Here is a 20248-nt window from a genome sequence, read left to right on the forward strand (position 1 = left end):
GCGCCGCAGCGCGCCAGGATGCCGCACCAACCGCCCGCGCCGCCGCCATCGCGCCGCCCGATGCGCCCACCGTGCTGTATTCCATCTACCAGATCGACGGCAAGGGCGCCGACTCCTACGAAGTCGCCAACGGCAGCATCGCCACCTTCTGGTTCGGCCACGCCTTCGAGCTGGGCGGCACGGGTTACTACACCGGCTTCGTCTGGGACACGCGCGAACGCTATGGCAAACCCGGCGAAGACGAAGTCGGCCCCGGCACCCAGGTCAACCTGGCCGAAGCCACCTTCACCCTGACCGGCTCCACGGCCGAACGCCCCTGGAAATTCCGCGGCATGGAGCACACCATCGGCATGTTCGGCGCCTACGAAAAGCCGGAAGACGTGGACACCCGCCGCAAGCCGGTGGAATACCGCACGCCCGGCGGCAAGCTGCTGCTGGCCGTGCCCACCGAAGGCTTCGACAACGGGATCAGCTTCAGCGGCTATGCGCTGCTGGTCTTCCATCCGGGCCCGCCCGACGACGACGCGGGCTGGACCTATGTAGGCAGCATCAACACCGGCGAAGACAACAGCGCGGCCTGCGCCGAAGGCGACGTCATGCCTTGCGTGGCCAGCTCGGGCGAACTGGTCTTCTCCGCGCATGGCGGCAGCGACATGCCGCGCGTGACCGTCAAGCGCAGCGGCACGGAAATCTCCGGACCGGACAAGACCCGCCAGCTGGGCGCGGGCGATACGGTCATCTACGCCTACGATGCGGCGGGCAAGAAGTACGTGCAGAAGTAAGGCTGCGCCGACGCCTGCGGGATAGGCCCGACGACTGCGGGGTTGGGGGCCGCGACACCGTGGCCGGCCACGCGGTCCCTGCCGCTACGTGAGATTCAATCCACCATCGGACAGCAGGACCTCGCCGGTCAGATAGTCCGACGCGACCAGCATTGAGACAGCCTGCGCAATATCCTCGGGACTAGCCGCCCGGCGCATCGGCGCCTTGTCGCGCCACAATGCCTGGGCCTGCGTCCAATCGGCCGTCAGCGGCGTGTCCACCAGCCCTGGCGCAACCGCATTCACCCGGATATCCGGAGCGAGTGAAAGCGCGAGCAAACGCGTCACATGATTGAGCGCCGCCTTGGTCGCCGCATACGGAATGGAAGCGCCCTTGGGTCGGACGCCGGCGTGCGAGCTCACGTTGACCACGCAAGCGGAACGGCCTTGCGCCGCCGCCTCTTTCAACGCGGCCTGCGCCTCGGCCACCAGGCGAAACGGCGCCACCACATTGACCTCATGCAACTCATGCCAGATGTCCGGCGTGGCGGCGGCCAGATCCGCATGGGGAATGACGCGGCTGATGCCGGCGTTGTTGACCAGCACATCCAGCCGCCCCCATGCCGCGACCGCTTCCCGGACCAGCCGGACCCGGTCGGCATCGTTCGCCAAGTCCGCTTGCACATAGACCGCCTCACCCAATTCACGCGCCAAGGCATGGCCGGCTTCGGCCGAGCGCCGTGAATGCACGACCACCGCATAGCCATCCCGCGACAGGCGGCGCGCAATGGCCGCGCCTATGCCGGAGGTCGAACCCGTGACTAGCGCGACAGGGCGCGCACTTGAAAGATTGGACATCGATGAATCTCTTGTGCGGGAATGCGCCGCATGCGGCGGTGAGGCTACAAATTAACATCGCCATGCAAACCGCGGCCTGACTGCGGGGCAGCCGCCTAAGCCGCCGCGCCAGCATCCTCTTGCTGTGCGCCCAACTCAGCAGACACCCACTCGCAGAACGCCCGCGTCAAGGGATCACCCTGGCTGTCCCGATGCACCAGCCAGGCCCACTTCGGTCCTCGCACCGTTTGCTCCGTCAACGCCGCCAGCGAACCGTCGTCGCGTGAACGTTGCGCCAGCAAGCCGCTGACCAACGCCATGCCCAGGCCCTCGCGGGCCGCATCCAGCAACTGGCCCGGGTCGGAGAAGTTCATGCCTTGGCCGCGCTGGCCCAGGTCGGCGCCGCCCTGCGTTTCCCAATGGCTCCAGTCCATCTCGCGCTCGCCATGCAACGTGGCGCGCGTATCCGCCGCCAACAGGCGCGGGTGGCAGGCCGGATACAGGCAGTCCTCGACCAATACGCGGAACGCGCAATCCGCCTGCGGCCCCAGGTCGTCGCGCAGCGCGACGTCTATGGTCTGCTTGGCCATGTCCGGCGCGGCATCGCTGGTGTACAGCCACAGATCCGCCTCGGGATGCAGGGCGCGGAAGGCCTCCAGCCTGGGCAGCAGCCAGTGCCGCGAAAACGCCGGGCTGGTGTTCACGATCAACTGGTTCGGCTTGCGGTACTGGTCCAGCCTGCGGATGCCGGCCGCCAACTGCTGCAGCATGGCCTGCGTCGTGCCCAACAGATCCCAGCCCGCGTCCGTCAGCGACACCGCGCGTCCCTGGCGGAAAAACAGCGGCTGGCCCAGATAGTCCTCCAGGCTGCGCACCTGCTGGCTGATCGCCGACTGCGTCAAGTGCAGTTCATCGGCCGCCTTGTGGAAACTGCCCAGCCGGGCGGCCGCCTCGAAGCCGCGCAACACATTCAGGGGAGGCCATTGCTTGAGCATATTGATAAGTCCTGCTAATCATAATTCCGCTAAATATATCGCTTGTCCAGGCGATTTGGCGGGCAATACACTGCAATTCATCAGGTGCGCACCTTTGACTCCGACATAACTATTTTTTATCGATCATCCAGAATTCCAGGAGCCCGACGTGCCCACCCGCCGCCAACTCATCCAACACACCGCCACGCTCATGGGCGTCCATGCCGCCGCCTCGCTGGGCTTGGGTCTGCTCGCATCCGGCGCGCGGGCCGCATCCGCGTCACGGGGGCACATGCCCGATGAAGGCGCGCCCCAGGCCCGTGCCTTCATCGCCTTCGGCGCCCAGGATGCCATCTGGGAAGACTTCACCGCCGACGTCCAGGCCGCCCTGGGCCGCATCGCCCGCGCCATCGCCGCGCACCAGCCCGTCACCGTGTTCTGCCGCAGCCGCGAACGCCGCCTGGCCGAACGCCACTGCGGCACGGACAACATCAGCTTTGTCGAAACCCGCCTGGACGACATCTGGATGCGCGACATCGGCGCCAACTTCCTGCTCGACGGCCAAGGCTCGGTCACCGGCGTGGACTTCAACTTCAACGGCTGGGGCAACAAGCAGCGCCACGCTGCCGACGCCAAGATCGCCGCCGAAACCACCGAAGTGGTTGACGCCGAATACCTGCAAAGCGAACTGGTCGGCGAGGGCGGCGGCATCGAAGTCGACGGCCGCGGCACCGGCATCATGACCGAAAGCAGCTGGATCAATGGCAACCGCAACCCCGGCTGGAGCAAGGCGGAAGTCGAGGAAGAACTGAAGCGCTGCCTGGGCCTGCGCAAGATCATCTGGCTGCCCGGCATCAAGGGCCGCGACATCACCGACGCCCACGTCGACTTCTACGCCCGCTTCGCGCGCCCCGGCGTCGTCGTCGCCAACCTCGACATGGACCCCGAGTCCTACGATTACGCGCTGACCCGCAAGCACCTGGAGATCCTGCGCCGCGCGACGGATGCGGACGGCAAGCCGCTGGAAATCCACACCATGAGTCCGCCGCTCAATCCGCGTCGCAGCAAGTTCATGGACGACAACCCCGACTTCGCGGCGGGCTATATCAACTACTTCGTCATCAACGGCGCGGTCATCGCACCGGAATTCGGCGATGCGGAAGCGGACACAAAGGCGCGTGATCTGCTGGCGCGTTTGTATCCGGGCCGCAAGGTTGTGCAGTTGGACATTGATGCCATCGCCTCTGGCGGTGGGGGCATTCATTGCGTGACGAATCAGTTGCCGGCGGCGTAGTTCACAGTGTTCCGCGACGGGTCTCGCGGGACCGCTTTCCAGACATCGTTGCGCCATGGCGGCCGTGGTAGAGTCGTGCGTCCTTATTGTCGCACTCCATCACGTCGCCACGCATCACGACCGGCCTGGCCCATCCGAGAGCAGGCCGGAACCCGCAAGGCGCGCGTGGCAAACCTCTTGCGGAGCGGAGCATGAACATCCAGACCCGAGCCATCACCCCGGCGCGTACCGCCTTGCTGGTCATGCACTACCAGACCGACATCATGGAACTGTTCCCGTCGGTCGCCCCCGCCTTGCTCAACAACACCCGCCAGCTGTGCGACGCCGCGCGGCATGCTGGCGTCAGCGTCTATTTCGCCAAGATCCACTTCAGCCCCGGCTACCCGGAAGTCAGCCCCTTGAACAAGAACGGGCAGGGCATCAAACAGCTGGGCCGCTTCGTCCACGACCGCGTCTCGCCCGAACTCGGCCGCCGCGAAGACGAGCCCATCATCATCGCCCACCGCGCCAGCGTGTTCTTCGGCACGGATCTGCAAGTGCGGCTCTCCGCGCAGGGCATCGATACGCTGATCATGGCCGGCGTCGCGTCCACTGGCGTGATGCTGTCATCGATTGCGCATGCCAGCGACGCGGACTATCGCTTGCTGACGGTCAAGGACTGCTGCTACGACCCGGACCCCGTCGTGCACGAGCATTTGTTCGACACGGCATTTGAATCGCGTACCACCGTGCTGTCGTTGGACCAGGCCTTGTCCTTGCTGGCGTAGCGGACGGCTGGAAGAATACCTGCCCTCATGACCTCGAAGGGTTCACCCCCGCTGCCCATCATGCCTTTCCGAACCATACCCGCAGAACCTTACGCACCGCGCCGCATGGCGTTTATCGAGCAATGGCGCGAAGACGGCCTGGCCATCAAGGCTTACGCGATACAACGCAATCCCGATCCGGCCGTTGCGCTGCTGCCCGCTGAAGTGGCCGCAGCCGCCCGCAAGACCGCGATGGCCGCGTTGCAAGACACCGCCCGAGACCCGCGCGCCACGGGCCTGGGTTTCTGCATCGTGCACGTCGGCGAGGAGGCCGTCTGGCTGCTGGTGGACTGGTGGATTTCCGGCGGCATCCTGTGCCAACAGATGTACTCCGCGCCGCTGGATCAGCCCGAGCAGTTTCAGCCCGTGCAGGGGCCGTTCATTGCATGCGTATGGGAGCTGGAAGTAACCACGCATGAGCGCGGCGCGTGGATGCGGCATGCGCTGCGAGAGACGCCGGATATCAACGCATATGTGGCGGACGTGCTGCCTGCGGGCAGCTATTGAGATTGCCTCAAACAGCGCTGCGCCTATTTCCTGAGATAGGACTTCTTGCCGCTATCGGTGTAGCAGTACGTTCCGCCCCGTGGCCCGGTGCAGTATTGGCCATCGCGGCAGCTACACGCGCCATTCGAGCCAGACGCCGAGGGCTTGGAAACAAGGGGCTGTGCGTTGGAATCCGGACTTGAACACACGCGCTTGGATGCGCTGATCGAACCGTCGCGGCACAGAAACTGTTCCCCGACGCAACGCTCCACGCCGCCCTTCTTTCCGGAGCAAGGATAGTTCGCCGCATGGGCCGTCGTGGCAAACACCACGGCCGCCAACAACAGTCCAAGACGCATCGTCATCCCCTTAGAAGAGCGGCGGGAGCCGAAGGCGATCAGCTATCGCAACGGCCTTCGGCCGCCAGGTTCACTTCGGACTTGGAGATCACCCGCTGGCCTTCCTCCTCCGTCACCTGCTCCACGCCGGCGCCACCCACGAATACGCCCACCTTGATGAATTGGCGCACGAAGTAGTTCTTGCCCGCCTCCATCATCACCATCAGATCGTTCGGCGAGAACTCCGACTCAGTGGAGACTTTGTGCTGTTCGTTGCCCGCGACCTGAGTGTAGAAAAACACACGGTCCGCCGTCTCGCCCAGGCACTTGCCGTTGACGTACACGTCCTTCTTCAGCGCCTTGCCCACAAAGCTGTCGCGGTAGACATACAGGCCGGACTTTCCTTCGTCCGGCGCCGGGAACGATTTGGCCTGCTTGTTTTGTTCAGCTGGCGCCATCGGCACATTGGCGCAACCCGCGATCGTCATCACGCAAGCGGCAGCGGCCGCCAACTTCAACATCTTTTTATTCATGTGATTCATCTTCTTCAGCTTAGTTATCTGCCGCTTCCTGCCCTCCGCAGGGGAACGGGTAAATGTATCCAAGATATTCTAATAATGTCACATGAATACCAAATAAGCTATCTCGCAGTAGGAAATACTGCTGTTCCGGGATTAGAAATGGCAGACTACGACTCCCCGGCGACATCGCAGCCTGACATCTCCCTCGCCCATGAAGAAAACCGAAGGCGCAACCTTCCTGATGGCCTACGACAAGGGCAGCTCGCACTTCAGCGATCTGCACTTCCACGACTGCACCTTCGACAACTGCGCCCTGTCCATGGTGAAGACGCCTCAGCGCATGTCGCGCGTGCAGAACGTGCGCCTATCCAAGTGCCGCGCCGTCAACTCGATGATCCAGCCCTGCATGTTTGAAGACGTGCTGATCGAGGACTTGTCCACCAACCCCATCCTGCTGGTGTGGGCCTCGTTCTTTCGCCGGGTCAAGCTGGTGGGCAAGATCGGCAAGCTCAACCTCAACCTGACGCCCACTGCGTTCTGCAAGGACGGCCGCCTACTCGATCAGTTCGAAAGCGCGCGCGCCGCCTTCTACGCAGAGACGGATTGGGCATTGGACATCAGCGAAGCCAAGCTGCTGGGCCTGCGCTGCGAAGGCGTGCCGCTGCACCTGGTCCGGCGCGATCCGCAAACGCAGGTCATCGTGGATAAGCAGGGGCGCTATCCGGGGTATGAGGCGCTGGGAGCGGATTTCGTCCAGGCGTTCCCGGGCATGGCCAGCGTGCTGCATGGCTTTAACGAATCGCCCAATCCATCCATGCTGCTGACCGCCTCGCTGGCCGCGCCCAAAGCGCGCCGGGACGAGGAGAAGGGCGCGATCAGCGAACTCAGGACTTTGGGATTTGTGGAAGAGAGTTCGGCCTAATCCTGCGCGCAAGCCCGCTGCTCAGCGGGGCTACCGAAAGTACGGCGCAAGCCAGAACCACGCCGCAACGCTTATCCCCAACCATAGCGCCACGATCATCACCGCACCCGCCAGACTGCGCGGCTTCGCGCCGCCCTGCGCCTGCATCCAGACGTCCGCCTGGCCTCGGCATTCCTGCAGCACATCGGGCGGCAACAGTTTGATGGCCAGCCAGATCAGGCCAGGCAATAGCAGCACGTCATCGACGTAACCCAACACGGGGATGAAGTCGGGAATCAAGTCGATCGGACTGAGCGCATACGCCACCACGAACAGGCCCAGCGCCTTGGCGTACCAGGGCGTGCGGGCGTGCTTGCCGGCAAACCATAGCGTCAGGCCGTCGCGCTTGATGCGCTTGGCCCAGGCTTTCAGATGGTCGCTGAAGTTCATGCGGGAGAGCAGGGTCTCGTGCCGAAAAAAACAAATTTTCAGCTGTGTGAAACCATAGTCTGCCACACCCGTTCGGCTCCGATCACAGGACAAGTCAGGGCTTACGGTCAATGACAATCCGATTGCCTTCCCAGCTGCACGTCAACGTATCCTGATACACCGCGCACAGATTGTCTGCCAACGCCGTCCAGCACGCGCCTCGCACGGGCCGAGAAATCACTATTGTCTCGACTCCGCCTCTTAGCAGAATGTTAGCGCCGGAGTTGTGGCGCAGGCCTTCGGCGACCGAACCCAATGTGCGAGGAGCCCCTCTGAATGCTTCCGCATCAGCGGAAAATCGGCTGTTCAAATGCCAATAAAGCCCTCCAACCATCGTGATGGAGAGGAGTATCAGAAACACGCCGACAGGCCCTTTCAAGCCATATTTGTCGACACTCGCTTCCACTTCAGGTTTGGTGGTTATGGGCGGGGTTGAGACAGGCCTGGGTCGAAGCAACAAATACACCCCAAGCACAAACAAGACCAAGGCCACCACTAGGGACAGGCAAAGCATGACCCAGTCCAATCCGGGCAGTTCTCGCATGCAGGTCAAATCCATGGCCGATCACCGTTTCGCATCGGAAAAGAACAGCACCAGCAATTGCGACACTTGCTTGTAATCCATCAGCACATAGCCCCGCCCGATCTCGAACTGAAAGTCATCCGTCCACTTCACCGAAATGGGCGGCCTTTTGCCTTGGAACACTTCCGATATGACGCTACTGTATTTCTTGGAGAAAACGACAATCTCGTTATCGATCTGCTTGATGGGAATTTCCGCGTTGACGGCGGCCTCTCGAAACAGGCTGGCTCGCGCCAGGACCGGCAGCGCGGTTTCAATAAAGCCGCTCTCGCTCAAGGCGGAAGTGTCTCCTGACTGCGCAAACGTCAGATAGCGGGGGAATATCTGCGCCGCTATTTGCAGCTGCGTGTTGTATGCATCCTGCCCCAGTATTGCGGCGATTACCGCAGGGTTGGCCCCGATACCCGAGAGGCCGTATTCGCATACACGTCCGCGGTACAGCTGGACGGTACATATCCCGTTGACGCTATAGGTCTGGTATTGCCCCGATGAGAAACTACACTCGCAATATTTCGCCCGCTCCGGCTGGCTTGCGGCCGGAGCGGTCTGGCCGGTTCCCTGTGCTAGGGCGGCGGCGCCCAACGTCATCAACAAGGCTCCGGTCAAGGCCAGAGCATGCAGGGCGAATCGAGAGTGCGGCATGGGTACACCTCGCTTATTTTTAGACAGTGAAGCTTGCCGCACATTTAATAACGAACCCGCACGATCTGAGCCGGTATTAATCCATCAGGATTCATCCAAAAAGCGCAAGCCGCAGCTGGGTATGGGCCACAACTTCCTTGAAAAAATCGTAGTCCTTCACCTTTATTGCAGTGCCTTCATAGGCTGGCAACCGCCCACGCCTACGATGCCTGGAACCGCCCGCGCAACGTTGGAATCACATTGCGCGGCGCGCCGCAGTCGTTGCGGTGTTCGGCATACGCGGAATACTCGCAATACGCCTTGTCGAACAAGTTTTTCGCGTTCAGCGCCCGCGCCTCAAAACGGCTTCACCACAACCAACACGATGATGAGCACGAGCGCAATCGCCACCAGCGGCAACAGGTTCGCGCGCGCCGCTCCCTCGCCGCCACCCGCAGCCTCAACCGTCCGCCGCAGCCGGCCAGCCTGCATCCCATGGACCGCAGCCAGCCCCAGCACCAACGCCAGCTTCACCGACAGCCAGCCGCTGCCAAACCACCCCGCGCTCGCCGCCAGATACACGCCCGTTGCCAGCGCCCCCACCATCGCCGGCGTGGTCAGCGTGCGCTCCCAGCTGCGCAACAAGCGCAATCGCGCCAGCTCTTGCGGCAACGCCGGCCCAGGCAGTTTCGCGGCTGCCGCCAGCACGAACGCCTGTACCACCATCCCCGAAACCCAGAACAGCATCAATGCGATGTGCAGCGACTTGATCAGCAAATATCCCATCGCTCACACCCTTCTGGCGGGTGCCACGGCGCGGTCCAACTTGCGCGCGATCACATAGCCGCCAAACGGCACCAGCGTCGCCAGCAAGGTCAGCAGCAGCCGCTTGCGCGGCCAGTCCTGCGCCGACGCCACATTGCACGCCAGCGCGATGTAGACCATGAACGCCACGCCATGCACCGGCCCGATCCACGACACCGGCGCCGGCACCCCGGCCAGATGCTTCAACGGCACCGCGACGCCGACCAGCGCCAGCAGCGTTGTCCCCTCCAGGACCGCCGCCCACTTGAATAGGGAGTATGTCGAACCGCCGGAATCTTTCATGGACATCGCCACCGCAACGCAAAGGGAACCGGCATTGTCCGGGCTGGCGCAATCGCCTGCCATTGGCCAAAATGCCAATCTTCGAAAGAAATCCGCCAACCGTGCGACCGGGCCGATCTGGTCCGCCGCAACCGCCGGAACCCCAGGCATGCCCAAGAAAGCCCCCCATCGCATCGCCGTGCTCGCCTTCGACGGCCTGGTCGCGGGCGACCTCGCCGCGCCCTGCGAGATCTTCCAGCTCGCCGAAACCCTCGATGGCCGCCGCCCCTACGAACTGCAGGTCTGCGCCAGCAAACCCCGCGTCAAGACCCACGCCTATGACCTGCACATCCGCGCCCGCCTTGACGTGGCGCGCCACGCGCACACCGTCATCGTGCCCGGCCTGGCCGACCCGAGCCGCGATGTCCCCCGCGACATCCTGGACCTGATCCGCCACGCCCACGCCGCAGGCGCCCGCATCGCCTCCATCTGCACCGGCGCCTTCGTCCTGGCCGCCAGCGGCATCCTCGACGGCCTGAAGGCCACCACCCACTGGAAAGCCGCCGACCAACTGGCGCGCCGCTACCCCGCCATCGACGTCAATCCGAACGTGCTGTTCGTCGACAACGGCCAGATCCTCACCTCCGCCGGCGCCGCCGCCGGCATGGACCTGTGCCTGCACTTGATCAAGCGCGACCACGGCGCCGCAGTCGCCGCCAACAGCGCCCGGCTGGCCGTGGTGCCGCTGGAACGCGCTGGCGGCCAGGCGCAATTCATCGTCCGGCCCACGCCGGCCTCGCACACCGACCTGACGCCACTGCTGCACTGGATCGAGAGCAGACTGGCGCACAACCTGACTGTCGGCGCGTTGGCCGCGCAGGCGGCAGTGAGCGTGCGCACCTTGAACCGGCGGTTTCAGGAACTGTTAGGCGTCAGTCCATTGCAATGGGTGATCCAGGCCCGTGTGAACCGCGCGCGCGGGATGCTGGAGACGACGGACCTGCCGGTGGAGCGGGTCGCGATGGAGGTGGGATTTGGGTCAGCGGTATCGCTGCGGGAGCATTTCACGGGGATCGTGGGGACGAGCCCGATGGGGTATCGAAGGGCGTTCCGGCGCGTGGCGTGATGAGGCCAGCGTGACGCGTCGCATGGCATGCCGTTGCCATAAATCAGAACCGGCTGCGGAGACAAGTCAGACTACACTTCCCGGGGCAAATCCACAGCCTGACTCCTTATCTCAGACGCTTCGCCTGCCCGGGCTTTATCCGCGGGACGCGCCGCATCTGACTTGAAGAACACGACACCCGCGAGGCGACACATGCGTGCTTTGAAACTGGTTTTCCTACTGGCGATACTGCAGCTCGGTATCCCTGGCCTGGCACAGGCCGAGCAAGGCTGCCCGGACGGCTTCATGCCCAACGCCGCCGGCACGCCGGGCCAGCAGTGCGTGCCCATCCCTGGCCTGTCGCGGCCCCAAGGCGGCACGGGCGCACAAACCACGCCTGACGAACCGCGCTGGACCACCCGCTGGGGCGCGATCGCCTACGACCCGCCCTCGGGTTCCGTTGGCATCGCCGCCGACAAGACCAGCAAGGCCAAGGCCGAACAGGCCGCGCTGGAACATTGCGCATCCAAAGGCGGCAAGGGTTGCGAGACCAACATCACCTACTACAACCAATGCGTGGCGGTGGTGTATGGCCCATCGCCCAAGGGCGAGGGCGTCTTGATGAATTCCGCCAGCGCCGAGACCAAGGAACAGGCAGAAGCGCTGGGCATGGAAACCTGCAAGAAAGACACGCAGGCCACCTGCAAAACCTTCTATGCGGGCTGCAGCTACCCGGTGCGGTTTCAATAACGCGCCGGCTTCGAGTCCTGCGTCAGGACTTGGCACAGGATGACAGCCAGTGCAGATGACGGCATTCGCAATACCGGAATACGCCGCACAGAGTAGACTGGCCGCCTGTCCATCCGTATCGAGTCCCTCTCCATGCTAGTCAAAGCCCTGCGTGTCGGCCTGGGTCAAATCATCGTGCTGGGCGACGCCCTCACACGCCCACGCCCACAACAACGCTCCGCGCAAGGCCAGGCCACGGTCAACGCCGAAGCGGCCAAGCTGTCGCTCTACCAATTCCACGCCTGCCCGTTCTGCGTCAAGACGCGACGCGCCATCCACAAACTGAACGCGCCCATCGCGCTGCGCGACGCCAAGGGCGATCCCGAAGCACGCGCGCAATTGCAGGCAGGCGGCGGCAAAGTGAAAGTGCCATGCCTGCGCATTGACGAGGCGGAAGGCACGCGCTGGATGTATGAGTCCAGCGACATCATCGCCTACCTCGAACAACGCTTCGCCAACGTGGCCTGACGGGAGTTCACAGGCATGACGCGCGTGGCTCGCCTGCTCCTCATCACCTTGGGCGCCGCGAGCGCGCTGGCCGGCTGCGATTCCTCGTCCTTGAAACCCGCGCCGCCCGGGTCAAAACTCAACGCCGAAGCCATCGCCACGCGCGACACGCCGCCGGAGCTGCAGTTCAAGGGCGTGCTGGCCGGGCAGCCCATGCATTTGCTGGTGCATGAATGCAGGGTGTACAAGGTCGAGCCGGCCGAAGGCGAGAACGTGAAGTGGACGCTGGTGCTTGAAGGCGACTTCTCTCTGCTGCCGACTATCTGCGTCCAGCAGCGGCTGACCGAGAGCAAGGGGGTGGTGACTGCGTTCCTGGGGCGGCAGGCGTTTGCCGCGGGCGGGTGTTGCACGGGGACGCCGGAGTATCGGTCCAAGGATGGGGTGAATTGGAAGCCGCGTTGAGTGCGGGCTTTGTGTTCGCCGGCGCTGACTACGCCGTACCTCAAAGGAAAGCCGCAAATGGCAAATGACGACCGCAGCCTGATCATTCCCAGAAGAACGCCCGAATCGGCGGCCATGACGGCCAACGTCAAACGCGCGATGACTATCACCGCCGCCCTCAACCGCCTGACCTTCAACGACGCCGCCGAAGTCCGCGCCTTGTTCAGCGAACTGATCGGCAAGACGGTCGATGAGAGCTTTCTGTTGATTCCGCCGTTCTATACGACCGGCGGCCCCGACATCAGCGTCGGGCGCAACGTCTTCGTCAATCAGAACTGCACCTTCTATGACTTGGGCGGGTTGAGTATTGCCGGTGATGTGATGATCGGGCCGAACGTCAGCCTCATCACGTCTGGTCATCCCATCGAACCTTCGCGGCGTCGTGATTTCGTCACTGCGAAGCCCATTGTGATCGAGAGGAATGTCTGGATTGCGGCGGGTGCGACCGTAATTGGTGGCGTGACTGTGGGCGAGAACTCGGTGGTCGCGGCGGGTTCGGTGGTCACCAAGGATGTGCCGGCGAATACGCTGGTGGGTGGGAATCCGGCCAGGGTGATTCGGTCGATTGCTGAATAAGGCGGGCGCGCTAGCGCCGCGCCTCTGGCTGCTGAGTTTGGCTACTGGATCGACGACGGCGCGTCGTGCGTGACGTCGCCGAGATCTGCATCCACCTCCCAAGAACGCGCCTCGGCCAGCATGGCATCGGTCAAGGTGCCCAGGTGATCGCACAAGCCTTCCACTCCGCCCATCAATGCCGCCACCGTCCACGCGTCCAACGGCTGCCCGCCTGTTGCGTCGGGTTCGGATGCGCTATTGCCGACCATGCGGGCGATGGCCTCGATGGCGTGGCGGGCTCGGTCGATGTGGTGGAGATGGGCCAGGGGAATGGAACCGAACTCGGGGTCGGTGTCCACGGACCAGGGGTTTTGGGTTAGGGGGTGGGATTGCATGACAGCCTCCAAACGCCAAAGACACTATCCGGCTTCCAAACCGAGCCACCGCTGGGCGATGGCGAAGCGAGTATATGCGACATGGCCAGTAAATCTCCGCCGACGATGACAATTTCGCCACGCTAAATCGCCGTTTAACGCGAGACGCTCTGCTGCCGATTAGCAGTCATAGCTAAAGATCGCGACCTGCAAACCGGGCTCAATACGAAGCCGAAATCCGTTTGACGCAGGACGACCAATGTCGTATCGACCGGCGTACGGAATTGCTACGGTGAACTCGATGTATTTCCCAAGTTTGTAGTTCATGACCTGTAGGCATGGACAGATCAGAAGCCGTTAAATGAAGGAGCCAGACTACAATCTGGCAGCACGCGGCTGATGGAATGATAGTCTGACACGTCTACTTGTGTTTTCAACCTGACTGCTGAAATGACGGTCTCTACAGGGAAAAAATGTCGAGCTTGATATTGCAAATTCAATCAGAGGCCATGGACGGATCTAGCTCTGTAGCCAATCTCCTGCGGAAAGCCCGTGCTGCGGCGGTGAAACTAGATCTTGCAGACGAACTGCAATGGATAAATTGGGAGCTAGATGGCTACGCAGGCATCGAGGAAGATGACCTGCCTCCCTATCGAAAATTGGTCGGAGAAATGAAGGTCAAGAATCCCTATCACGGGCTTCAACCTCTTTACTTTGCCAATCCAAAGATCGCCGAAATTGTCTGCGCGGCTCCATGCCGTCAATCAATTGCAGAATTGGAAGCCCTGTTAGCGGCGGGAGCTGGCAGTCTACATGTCGAGTTGTCTCAAGAGCACATAAACCTGCTCCTAGAGATGATGCCCGTGAAGTTGGAACCGATCCTGAAGCTCGAACGGACGGCAGTCATCCGCGTACTCGACGCGGTACGTAATCTTATCTTGAATTGGAGTCTTGAAATGGAGAAAGCCGGCGTTCTTGGCGAGGGAATGATGTTTAACACGCAGGAAAAAGAAAAGGCACAGCCTGCGGGACAGCAGTTCATTATTCAAAACGTTGGTGTGCTGGGTGACATATCCGGCCAAGCAACGGTCACCAATTACCAGAACGCCTCAGCTGCATTGGATCTCAATCAAGTGCGAGACGTGGTAGCGCAACTCAACAATCTCGTGGCTTCACTTCCCGCCGCTATTACGGGGAGTCTTACACCCATTCTCAATGAACTGAGCTCTCAATTGAATGGCCCGGCACCCGCCCCAGGGCATATCAGAAAATTGCTGCAATCCGCAAAGACCATCTGTGAAGGTGCAATGGGCAACATTGTCGCAAGTGGGGCGATCGCGTTAATCACCCCATTAATAGGAATATGATTTCGATGAACGAGTCATATTGCGATTTAACAAACGTGAGAAATACAACTGTCATAGCAAAGGTGTCAGGCTGCAGTTTCGCGGCATGTGGTCGCCAAGATAGTCCATGATTTACGTGGTGCCTCCCAGCGAGGGAAAAGGTGCCTGGCCGTTGCTGCCTCGATCAACGCACGTGGACACCCTGATGTTGAAGCTCTGCCACAGGTTTTGGTCAACCAATCTTGGCGGCACGTGTCATAGGAGGCTCGCAGTTATAGCCGTCACGTACTCCAATTCTGACAAAACGGATACTATCCTGCCACCGAGGCCTTCTTTAGAAACTAGCGGCAGGCGATCTTGAAAATCGCGATGAAGTTCTTGCAGAAGGAACTCTCTCATTGTGGTAGCGCCGTAGTACTTTCTCGACGGGGAGAATTTTGGCTTCCAATCATGAATATGCCGTCATTGGCCATAGCCGTGCGACGGTGGGACGCTTCCTCGGCGTCGGCGCCGGGCTGGCAAGCTCGGGTATTGCCCTAGTAATCGCCAGTGCGATCACATACGCAGAGCGTTGGGGCTTCCTACAAGCGCGTGCCTTTTGGACTCTGCCTCTCACAGCCACCATTTTCTATACACTTGGACATCTCGCCTTCGACAAATGGGCGTGGCGCACTTGGCTGGTGCATTTCGTCCTCGACATTCCGGATCTGCGTGGGAAGTGGGATTGCATCGGCGAGACTATCGATCCCCTCACTGGTGAAGTCCAATACAACTGGACCGCTGAAGTGACCATTTCTCAGGGATGGGAAAAAATCCGAATCTACTCTGAAACAGAGCTATCGCGCTCGCGCAGCGTGGCTGCCTCTGTTCTAGTCGAGGAAGACGTGGGCTATATCTTGATGTACAGCTATCGCAATGAGCCTCGGCCCGGCGAGCCTGAACTGAAGGCACATCACGGTTATGCCGAATGGCACATTTCCTCCGACAGGTCCACAGCCGAAGCAACCTATTTCAATGGTGGTGGCCGCTACACCGGCGGCCGCATGAAACTAACCAGGAAAACACGTGGCAACTGACTTTTCCAGCCGTATCGGCCGGGTTAATGCGCGACGCAACGGTACGAGCCTCACTGCGCTCAATAAGAGCTTCCCTCTCGGCGAAGACAGTTCGCTTCTGGACTCGGTGGCTCGGGGCTACCAGAACAAAACCAAGTCTAGGAGCTTCCAATATGCGTTGATATCCATGCAAGAAGTCGATGCAAAGTACACTGCCATTAGTTATCGAGAGGCCGAACGAGTCGCAAAACAGCTTGATTCCGGGCTTTTGAAGAACGGAAATGCTGTAACGGTTGAATTGCAAGGATCGCTACCGTTGAACGTGCATCTACGACGCGTGAGCGATGTGGACATGCTCGTGTGGCCATGGGCCTTCTTTGTGTATGACAGTTATGGAGTGGCCGCGTCCAGTTATACGGCCAGTGCGAACAACGCAGTCTCCCAAATTATTACCTTACGTTCTAATTCTTGCATAGTCCTTCACTCCGCTTTTCCTGCCGCCAAGGTGGATGATTCTGGAGCGAAATGTATCAGGATGTCCGAAGGTTCGCTGCTACGTGATATTGATATAGTGCCGTCCGTTTTGTACAGGACCGCGAACTATCAGCGAACGGGTAATGACGATGACAGGGGTGTGCAGATTTACGACAAGGAGAAGTACACGTTAGTTACCAACTTCCCCTTTAAGGTACGAGCATTAATCAATGAAAAAGACGCCCGAACGGGGGGTGGTTGTAAAAAGGCGATTCGCCTGCTCAAAAACATGAAGGAGGATGCCGATTCGACCGTCGCGCTGTCCAGCTTCGACATCATGTCACTGGTCTATGCCATGCCAGATTCCGACCTCGTGCATCACTCCTACTACGAGGGAAGAATCGTCGCATCATTGCAGAACTGGTTCTTTACCCTGGCACATAACGAGAAGTATTTGCAAATGCTCGATGTCGTGGACGGCAGCCGGAAGATCGTACAGTCGGCAACCGAGATCGCGGCGGTAAGGCAAATGGCGGAGGAGCTGAACATGCTAGTCCTGCGTATCGCGCAGGAATTGCAGCCCGACATCCCGACCAGCTTTCCGGCGTGGCGGGCTAAGGTTGAGAGCGAATTTCTGATCTAACCCTGTGCTGTCGGACGCGAAATGATGGTGTCGGGCTACTATTTTCCCAGCGGAATTGCAGTCTGACACCATTTTTTAAATCCGTAAGGAGCAGGACGACTAATGTCGCATCGACCAGTGATCAGATTCGCTACGATAAGCTCGATGTATTTCTCAAGCTTATCGTATCGTTCATGGCCGGTACGCATGGATGCATCAGAAGGCGTTAAATAAAGGCGCCAGACTACACTTGGACAGCATGCGGCTGGCGAAATTTTAGTCTGGCACGTTTTTTCCCGGCTTTGGGGGGGAGGTAATTTTATTTTATTTTTAGCGATTTTTCATCATGCGTAAATTTTGGCCCAGAAATATAATTATTGTTATCTAACTCCGGACATACACTCATGGTGGTCATGATAATCTGATGGACGACACTTGACTCTCCAGAAAGCTTGGCGATTATTTTTTGAAAATTGTAACTTCGCTCAACTTCCATGCCCCCGTCTTCGATTCCGTCCAGAATTAATAGGCGAGGATAGCGAAAGTACACCTGCTCAAGAGAGGCGAATAGCAGTGCCAGATGAAATGCATGGCGCAAAAATACCATCGAACTCGCTGAGAATTGCTTGAGGCCATCAATTGTTATTTGATTCGCCGCAAAATCGATGTCAATTTCCGAAGCCTCGGCGAACGCCGCTTCTCGGAACAGGTCTTCCTTAAGAATCGCTTTTAACTTATCCGCGATGGCTAGATAGGCCTTATTCCTTCGCCCCGACTGCTCTCGCATTACTGCATCGATGCGCCCTCGGGTCCACTCCAACTGGTTTTCTGCTTCGCCGAGCTTATGCGTTAATCTTTCGAGAAGGTCCGCGAGCTTCTTTAGCTCTAGCGCATTCTTTATTTCTTGCTCTTTTCTACCAATTTCCTTGGAAAGTGATTCGATCAAGATTTGAGCTGGCGATCTCCAATGGGACTGATTCCGTTTGAACTTGGTCTCCAATGATCTCAATCGCACTTCTATCGACGGCAAGTCGAGCAGAATCGAATCGAGCTCCGCTAACTGTTGAGTGCGTATTACACCTGACTCCTTCAATTGCAATGCAAGTTCGTTTCTCATTCTTGCGAGTTGCGAGCGTGCTGAGTCTTCTGCTACTGCAGATTTACATAGGGAACAAGTGGACTCGCGCCCTTCCAAAGGTTCAAGTTTTGTTAGGCAACTAGGGCAGAAAGAAAATACCGCCGTACCCAGATATGATTCTGCGACGGCTGATTCCTCTAGGCTAAATAGACGTTCCTCCAGTTCCTTCAAGAACAACTCAGAATCAGCGATCTCTACTTGCAGTTCAAGCCGCCTTTCCTTAAGGCTAGATAATTTGGTATGCGCCTCGCTTAATTGCTTCCTCAGCGCATCGTCTTCCTTGGACGACGAACTTTGCTTACTAGCGTCGGCACTTGCATTATCCAGTCTTTCCTGGAGAGTCGAAATTTCGCTCGCAAGCACTTGGACCTGATTATCGATAAACTCAAGCGATATATTTGTCCCCGAATTTCCAAAGGTGCTGTAAATTGTCTTTATGCTTGTACGAAACGCTACCGCCTCTTTATCAGCGGCGGACTCTTTTAGCTTCAGCTCGTAAAGCTCAGTGGAATCGATGCCAAGAAGATAATCACCTACGGCTGCCCGCGTTATCGCGCGATCAAAACGGTCATAGCGGAATATTTCTGACGACGGCGTTTCCTGATCTGAATAAATCAAACGCATCAACTGATGCATTGTGATATTAGATCCCCCCTCTCCACGTAACTCAGGCATTTCCAAAATTCGAAACAATATCTGAGAAAAACTCTCTTTAGATTCACTCCGCTTGAATGGATACTGTTGCCAGAGCGACGGCCCCGCATCAACGGCTGTTTCTATGTCACCCCAAAATATGGAAACCGGCTGCATAACTTGCGTGCTGATAGAGCGCCGCAGAGTTACCACCGCCTCGTTGGCGCTTATCTCCAGATAGACATCGTCACAGAGCAATGCAAACTGATTAAAGTGAATATTTTCGGAACCAAGCGCATACGCGATGAACCGAATAGCCGTGGTTTTTCCAGAACTATTTTCTCCGGCAATTACATTCAGACCAGCATGAAACGACATGTCCATAACGCATTTAGCGTCTTTTTTGACAATCAGTCGATCTACTAAAATAGTCGGTTTAAGCAAGGTCATAACGATACTCTATGAGTCCGGAGCGGTGTTTTAGTCCATTTTCACCATTAGCAGGCAATCCAAGTAACTCGGAAAGTACAAAGTTCCCAACTTCGGTCTGGCGATCGCGAAAGCGGGAGACCGCAGCGGCTAAGGGATCCGGAATGGAAGAGCTAGGAATAATGGAGAGAATGCCACGCTTCAATGCTTCAACATCAATCAACTTTGCGCCTACCAGCCCACTCAACGCAGCAAAAAAAATTGGTCTCATTCTCTCGAATGCGGCGCGACTCCCGTAGGTATTCCGATAGGGATTTTCCGTCGCCTTCACCGCAGTACGCAAAGTTCGATATTCGTTCGGGAATTTAAAACCTAGCAGCTTATGGGGGTAGACAAGGAAATAGTCAGCAATTCTAGCTGCGTCCACGGTTAACTCTGTCTTTCGCTGCGTAGCCGCGATAGCTATGGCTAGTATTCGTACTGCACTATGGTAAGGATCCAGGGCCGGATCATAAATTAACATGCATCCCACCTGACGTAACAGTTTCCTGCCAAGAAATAGACTAATCCTTGAATATCCATTTTATCTAGCATGAGTGGGTTGCTTTCGAGCATTCTCAGCGATGGCGATATTACGTTATCGAGCATCGCAGCATCTACTACTCCACGCTCGGCTCCAGCCTGAATCAGCGGCAAAACCGATTGCTCAAAATTGACAACAATCTCCGCCATCAGAAAAGTGTATATCGTCTGCGCCGACTTTGAGCCTTGCTGACGCATAATTGCTTTATAAGCCGACTGCTTTCTCATTCGTGCGACCGTTAGCAGATCGTCTCGTCCTGAAGCTAGCAATTTCTCCTCAAGCCCTCGAATGTCAGGACTAGTTTCGTTGGTGAGAAAGTGTTCAAGCTTCTCGGTCCATGCAGAAAGCGTCTGGTCCGCACGCGTCTCCGCGAGATATTGCTCGACGAGCTTAGCCATAGCGGTCGGTTCACGCGCACCAACGTATGTCTTATGTATGTCTCTACCCGCGACGTCGCCCTCGACCGTGTTATCGCGGACTGTAGTTACCAGGCTCGCCAT

25 protein-coding genes are annotated in these 20248 nt (G+C 59.0%); 13 read left to right on the forward strand and 12 right to left on the reverse strand.

Translation table 11 applies throughout. The features are described from left to right. On the forward strand, window positions 1-782 hold a 782-nt coding region (locus WBB14_RS07530), incomplete at its 5' end, for a hypothetical protein (RefSeq protein ID WP_424239280.1). Window positions 783-866: 84 nt separating this feature from the next. Here WBB14_RS07530 and WBB14_RS07535 read toward each other — a convergent pair. Together WBB14_RS07535 and WBB14_RS07540 are read right to left on the reverse strand one after the other, a co-directional pair. Next, window positions 867-1619: an SDR family NAD(P)-dependent oxidoreductase gene (locus tag WBB14_RS07535; RefSeq protein ID WP_424239281.1), complete on the reverse strand. Its 753-nt coding sequence runs from the start codon at window positions 1617-1619 to the stop codon at window positions 867-869. 95 nt (window positions 1620-1714) lie between these two features. Further along, window positions 1715-2593: a LysR family transcriptional regulator gene (locus tag WBB14_RS07540; protein ID WP_424239282.1), complete on the reverse strand. Its 879-nt coding sequence runs from the start codon at window positions 2591-2593 to the stop codon at window positions 1715-1717. Between the two features lie 148 nt (window positions 2594-2741). On the opposite strand from WBB14_RS07540, the gene WBB14_RS07545 reads away from it, so the two are divergent. The 3 genes from WBB14_RS07545 (at window position 2742) to WBB14_RS07555 (ending at window position 5179) form a co-directional block, all read left to right on the forward strand. Further along, window positions 2742-3866, forward strand: a complete 1125-nt coding sequence (locus WBB14_RS07545; protein WP_424239283.1) for an agmatine deiminase family protein — start codon at window positions 2742-2744, stop codon at window positions 3864-3866. 191 nt (window positions 3867-4057) lie between these two features. Further along, on the forward strand, window positions 4058-4633 hold the full coding sequence (locus tag WBB14_RS07550) for an isochorismatase family cysteine hydrolase (RefSeq protein ID WP_424239284.1): 576 nt from the start codon (window positions 4058-4060) through the stop codon (window positions 4631-4633). Between the two features lie 105 nt (window positions 4634-4738). Next, window positions 4739-5179: a hypothetical protein gene (locus WBB14_RS07555; protein WP_424239285.1), complete on the forward strand. Its 441-nt coding sequence runs from the start codon at window positions 4739-4741 to the stop codon at window positions 5177-5179. Between the two features lie 23 nt (window positions 5180-5202). On the opposite strand, the gene WBB14_RS07560 is transcribed toward WBB14_RS07555, so the two are convergent. Then, window positions 5203-5523 carry a hypothetical protein gene (locus tag WBB14_RS07560; RefSeq protein ID WP_424239286.1) on the reverse strand — a complete coding sequence of 107 codons (321 nt, stop codon included), beginning with the start codon at window positions 5521-5523 and terminating at the stop codon, window positions 5203-5205. A gap of 32 nt (window positions 5524-5555) precedes the next feature. After that, window positions 5556-6029, reverse strand: coding sequence for a DUF2846 domain-containing protein (locus WBB14_RS07565; protein WP_424239287.1), 474 nt, complete (start codon window positions 6027-6029; stop codon window positions 5556-5558). 199 nt (window positions 6030-6228) lie between these two features. On the opposite strand from WBB14_RS07565, the gene WBB14_RS07570 reads away from it, so the two are divergent. Then, a complete protein-coding gene (locus WBB14_RS07570) occupies window positions 6229-6939 on the forward strand; it encodes a hypothetical protein (protein WP_424239288.1) in 711 nt (236 codons plus the stop codon). Window positions 6940-6969: 30 nt separating this feature from the next. On the opposite strand, the gene WBB14_RS07575 is transcribed toward WBB14_RS07570, so the two are convergent. The 4 genes from WBB14_RS07575 to WBB14_RS07590 form a co-directional block, all read right to left on the reverse strand. Beyond that, on the reverse strand, window positions 6970-7368 hold the full coding sequence (locus WBB14_RS07575; protein ID WP_424239289.1) for a YkvA family protein: 399 nt from the start codon (window positions 7366-7368) through the stop codon (window positions 6970-6972). 604 nt (window positions 7369-7972) lie between these two features. Then, a complete protein-coding gene (locus WBB14_RS07580; RefSeq protein WP_424239290.1) occupies window positions 7973-8632 on the reverse strand; it encodes a hypothetical protein in 660 nt (219 codons plus the stop codon). 336 nt (window positions 8633-8968) lie between these two features. Next, window positions 8969-9397, reverse strand: coding sequence for a CopD family protein (locus tag WBB14_RS07585; protein WP_424239291.1), 429 nt, complete (start codon window positions 9395-9397; stop codon window positions 8969-8971). A gap of 3 nt (window positions 9398-9400) precedes the next feature. After that, window positions 9401-9718 carry a DUF3817 domain-containing protein gene (locus WBB14_RS07590; protein WP_424239292.1) on the reverse strand — a complete coding sequence of 106 codons (318 nt, stop codon included), beginning with the start codon at window positions 9716-9718 and terminating at the stop codon, window positions 9401-9403. A gap of 148 nt (window positions 9719-9866) precedes the next feature. Between WBB14_RS07590 and WBB14_RS07595 the strand changes: the two genes are divergently transcribed. The 5 genes from WBB14_RS07595 (at window position 9867) to WBB14_RS07615 (ending at window position 13115) form a co-directional block, all read left to right on the forward strand. Further along, window positions 9867-10823, forward strand: coding sequence for a GlxA family transcriptional regulator (locus WBB14_RS07595; RefSeq protein WP_424239293.1), 957 nt, complete (start codon window positions 9867-9869; stop codon window positions 10821-10823). 192 nt (window positions 10824-11015) lie between these two features. Then, window positions 11016-11552, forward strand: coding sequence for a DUF4189 domain-containing protein (locus WBB14_RS07600; RefSeq protein ID WP_424239294.1), 537 nt, complete (start codon window positions 11016-11018; stop codon window positions 11550-11552). A gap of 132 nt (window positions 11553-11684) precedes the next feature. Beyond that, complete coding sequence (locus WBB14_RS07605; RefSeq protein WP_424239295.1) at window positions 11685-12059, forward strand: glutaredoxin family protein; 375 nt, start codon at window positions 11685-11687, stop codon at window positions 12057-12059. A 15-nt stretch (window positions 12060-12074) separates the two neighbouring features. Further along, window positions 12075-12500 (forward strand): hypothetical protein, encoded by a 426-nt coding sequence (locus tag WBB14_RS07610; RefSeq protein WP_424239296.1) that lies wholly within the window; start codon window positions 12075-12077, stop codon window positions 12498-12500. A gap of 57 nt (window positions 12501-12557) precedes the next feature. Then, window positions 12558-13115, forward strand: coding sequence for a sugar O-acetyltransferase (locus WBB14_RS07615; RefSeq protein WP_424239297.1), 558 nt, complete (start codon window positions 12558-12560; stop codon window positions 13113-13115). A 41-nt stretch (window positions 13116-13156) separates the two neighbouring features. Here WBB14_RS07615 and WBB14_RS07620 read toward each other — a convergent pair whose 3' ends face one another. After that, window positions 13157-13489 (reverse strand): hypothetical protein, encoded by a 333-nt coding sequence (locus tag WBB14_RS07620; protein ID WP_424239298.1) that lies wholly within the window; start codon window positions 13487-13489, stop codon window positions 13157-13159. Window positions 13490-13941: 452 nt separating this feature from the next. Here WBB14_RS07620 and WBB14_RS07625 point away from each other — a divergent pair, with 452 nt between their 5' ends. The 3 genes from WBB14_RS07625 to WBB14_RS07635 all read left to right on the forward strand — a co-directional run bounded on the left by WBB14_RS07625 (window position 13942) and on the right by WBB14_RS07635 (window position 16986). Next, entirely contained in the window at window positions 13942-14835 is an 894-nt protein-coding gene (locus tag WBB14_RS07625) for a hypothetical protein (RefSeq protein ID WP_424239299.1), read from the forward strand. A 416-nt stretch (window positions 14836-15251) separates the two neighbouring features. Continuing rightward, on the forward strand, window positions 15252-15890 hold the full coding sequence (locus WBB14_RS07630) for a hypothetical protein (protein ID WP_424239300.1): 639 nt from the start codon (window positions 15252-15254) through the stop codon (window positions 15888-15890). Beyond that, window positions 15880-16986 carry a hypothetical protein gene (locus WBB14_RS07635; RefSeq protein ID WP_424239301.1) on the forward strand — a complete coding sequence of 369 codons (1107 nt, stop codon included), beginning with the start codon at window positions 15880-15882 and terminating at the stop codon, window positions 16984-16986. Before WBB14_RS07630 ends, WBB14_RS07635 begins: the two co-directional genes overlap by 11 nt. Before the next feature lie 298 nt (window positions 16987-17284). Here the strand turns inward: WBB14_RS07635 and WBB14_RS07640 are convergent, their stop codons facing one another. Genes WBB14_RS07640 through WBB14_RS07650 form a run of 3 tightly spaced genes read right to left on the reverse strand, consistent with a single transcriptional unit; the run spans window position 17285 to window position 20146 of the window. After that, window positions 17285-19186 carry an AAA family ATPase gene (locus WBB14_RS07640; protein WP_424239302.1) on the reverse strand — a complete coding sequence of 634 codons (1902 nt, stop codon included), beginning with the start codon at window positions 19184-19186 and terminating at the stop codon, window positions 17285-17287. Then, window positions 19173-19688 carry an ABC-three component system middle component 5 gene (locus WBB14_RS07645; RefSeq protein ID WP_424239303.1) on the reverse strand — a complete coding sequence of 172 codons (516 nt, stop codon included), beginning with the start codon at window positions 19686-19688 and terminating at the stop codon, window positions 19173-19175. Before WBB14_RS07645 ends, WBB14_RS07640 begins: the two co-directional genes overlap by 14 nt. Beyond that, on the reverse strand, window positions 19682-20146 hold the full coding sequence (locus WBB14_RS07650; protein WP_424239304.1) for an ABC-three component system protein: 465 nt from the start codon (window positions 20144-20146) through the stop codon (window positions 19682-19684). The genes WBB14_RS07645 and WBB14_RS07650 overlap by 7 nt, the downstream gene beginning before the upstream one ends. Window positions 20147-20248 lie beyond the last annotated feature (102 nt).

Source organism: Achromobacter sp., from assembly GCF_049647645.1.
Lineage (GTDB): Bacteria > Pseudomonadota > Gammaproteobacteria > Burkholderiales > Burkholderiaceae_B > Achromobacter.

Excerpts from the sequence above, each read along its gene's own strand:
- WBB14_RS07535 (WP_424239281.1), bottom strand. The coding sequence starts at position 1,619 with ATGTCCAATCTTTCAAGTGCGCGCCCTGTCGCGCTAGTCACGGGTTCG.
- WBB14_RS07540 (WP_424239282.1), bottom strand. The coding sequence starts at position 2,593 with ATGCTCAAGCAATGGCCTCCCCTGAATGTGTTGCGCGGCTTCGAGGCG.
- WBB14_RS07550 (WP_424239284.1), top strand. The coding sequence starts at position 4,058 with ATGAACATCCAGACCCGAGCCATCACCCCGGCGCGTACCGCCTTGCTG.
- WBB14_RS07555 (WP_424239285.1), top strand. The coding sequence starts at position 4,739 with ATGGCGTTTATCGAGCAATGGCGCGAAGACGGCCTGGCCATCAAGGCT.
- WBB14_RS07560 (WP_424239286.1), bottom strand. The coding sequence starts at position 5,523 with ATGACGATGCGTCTTGGACTGTTGTTGGCGGCCGTGGTGTTTGCCACG.
- WBB14_RS07565 (WP_424239287.1), bottom strand. The coding sequence starts at position 6,029 with ATGAATAAAAAGATGTTGAAGTTGGCGGCCGCTGCCGCTTGCGTGATG.
- WBB14_RS07570 (WP_424239288.1), top strand. The coding sequence starts at position 6,229 with ATGAAGAAAACCGAAGGCGCAACCTTCCTGATGGCCTACGACAAGGGC.
- WBB14_RS07575 (WP_424239289.1), bottom strand. The coding sequence starts at position 7,368 with ATGAACTTCAGCGACCATCTGAAAGCCTGGGCCAAGCGCATCAAGCGC.
- WBB14_RS07580 (WP_424239290.1), bottom strand. The coding sequence starts at position 8,632 with ATGCCGCACTCTCGATTCGCCCTGCATGCTCTGGCCTTGACCGGAGCC.
- WBB14_RS07585 (WP_424239291.1), bottom strand. The coding sequence starts at position 9,397 with ATGGGATATTTGCTGATCAAGTCGCTGCACATCGCATTGATGCTGTTC.
- WBB14_RS07590 (WP_424239292.1), bottom strand. The coding sequence starts at position 9,718 with ATGAAAGATTCCGGCGGTTCGACATACTCCCTATTCAAGTGGGCGGCG.
- WBB14_RS07595 (WP_424239293.1), top strand. The coding sequence starts at position 9,867 with ATGCCCAAGAAAGCCCCCCATCGCATCGCCGTGCTCGCCTTCGACGGC.
- WBB14_RS07600 (WP_424239294.1), top strand. The coding sequence starts at position 11,016 with ATGCGTGCTTTGAAACTGGTTTTCCTACTGGCGATACTGCAGCTCGGT.
- WBB14_RS07605 (WP_424239295.1), top strand. The coding sequence starts at position 11,685 with ATGCTAGTCAAAGCCCTGCGTGTCGGCCTGGGTCAAATCATCGTGCTG.
- WBB14_RS07610 (WP_424239296.1), top strand. The coding sequence starts at position 12,075 with ATGACGCGCGTGGCTCGCCTGCTCCTCATCACCTTGGGCGCCGCGAGC.
- WBB14_RS07615 (WP_424239297.1), top strand. The coding sequence starts at position 12,558 with ATGGCAAATGACGACCGCAGCCTGATCATTCCCAGAAGAACGCCCGAA.
- WBB14_RS07620 (WP_424239298.1), bottom strand. The coding sequence starts at position 13,489 with ATGCAATCCCACCCCCTAACCCAAAACCCCTGGTCCGTGGACACCGAC.
- WBB14_RS07625 (WP_424239299.1), top strand. The coding sequence starts at position 13,942 with ATGTCGAGCTTGATATTGCAAATTCAATCAGAGGCCATGGACGGATCT.
- WBB14_RS07640 (WP_424239302.1), bottom strand. The coding sequence starts at position 19,186 with ATGACCTTGCTTAAACCGACTATTTTAGTAGATCGACTGATTGTCAAA.
- WBB14_RS07645 (WP_424239303.1), bottom strand. The coding sequence starts at position 19,688 with ATGTTAATTTATGATCCGGCCCTGGATCCTTACCATAGTGCAGTACGA.
- WBB14_RS07650 (WP_424239304.1), bottom strand. The coding sequence starts at position 20,146 with ATGGCTAAGCTCGTCGAGCAATATCTCGCGGAGACGCGTGCGGACCAG.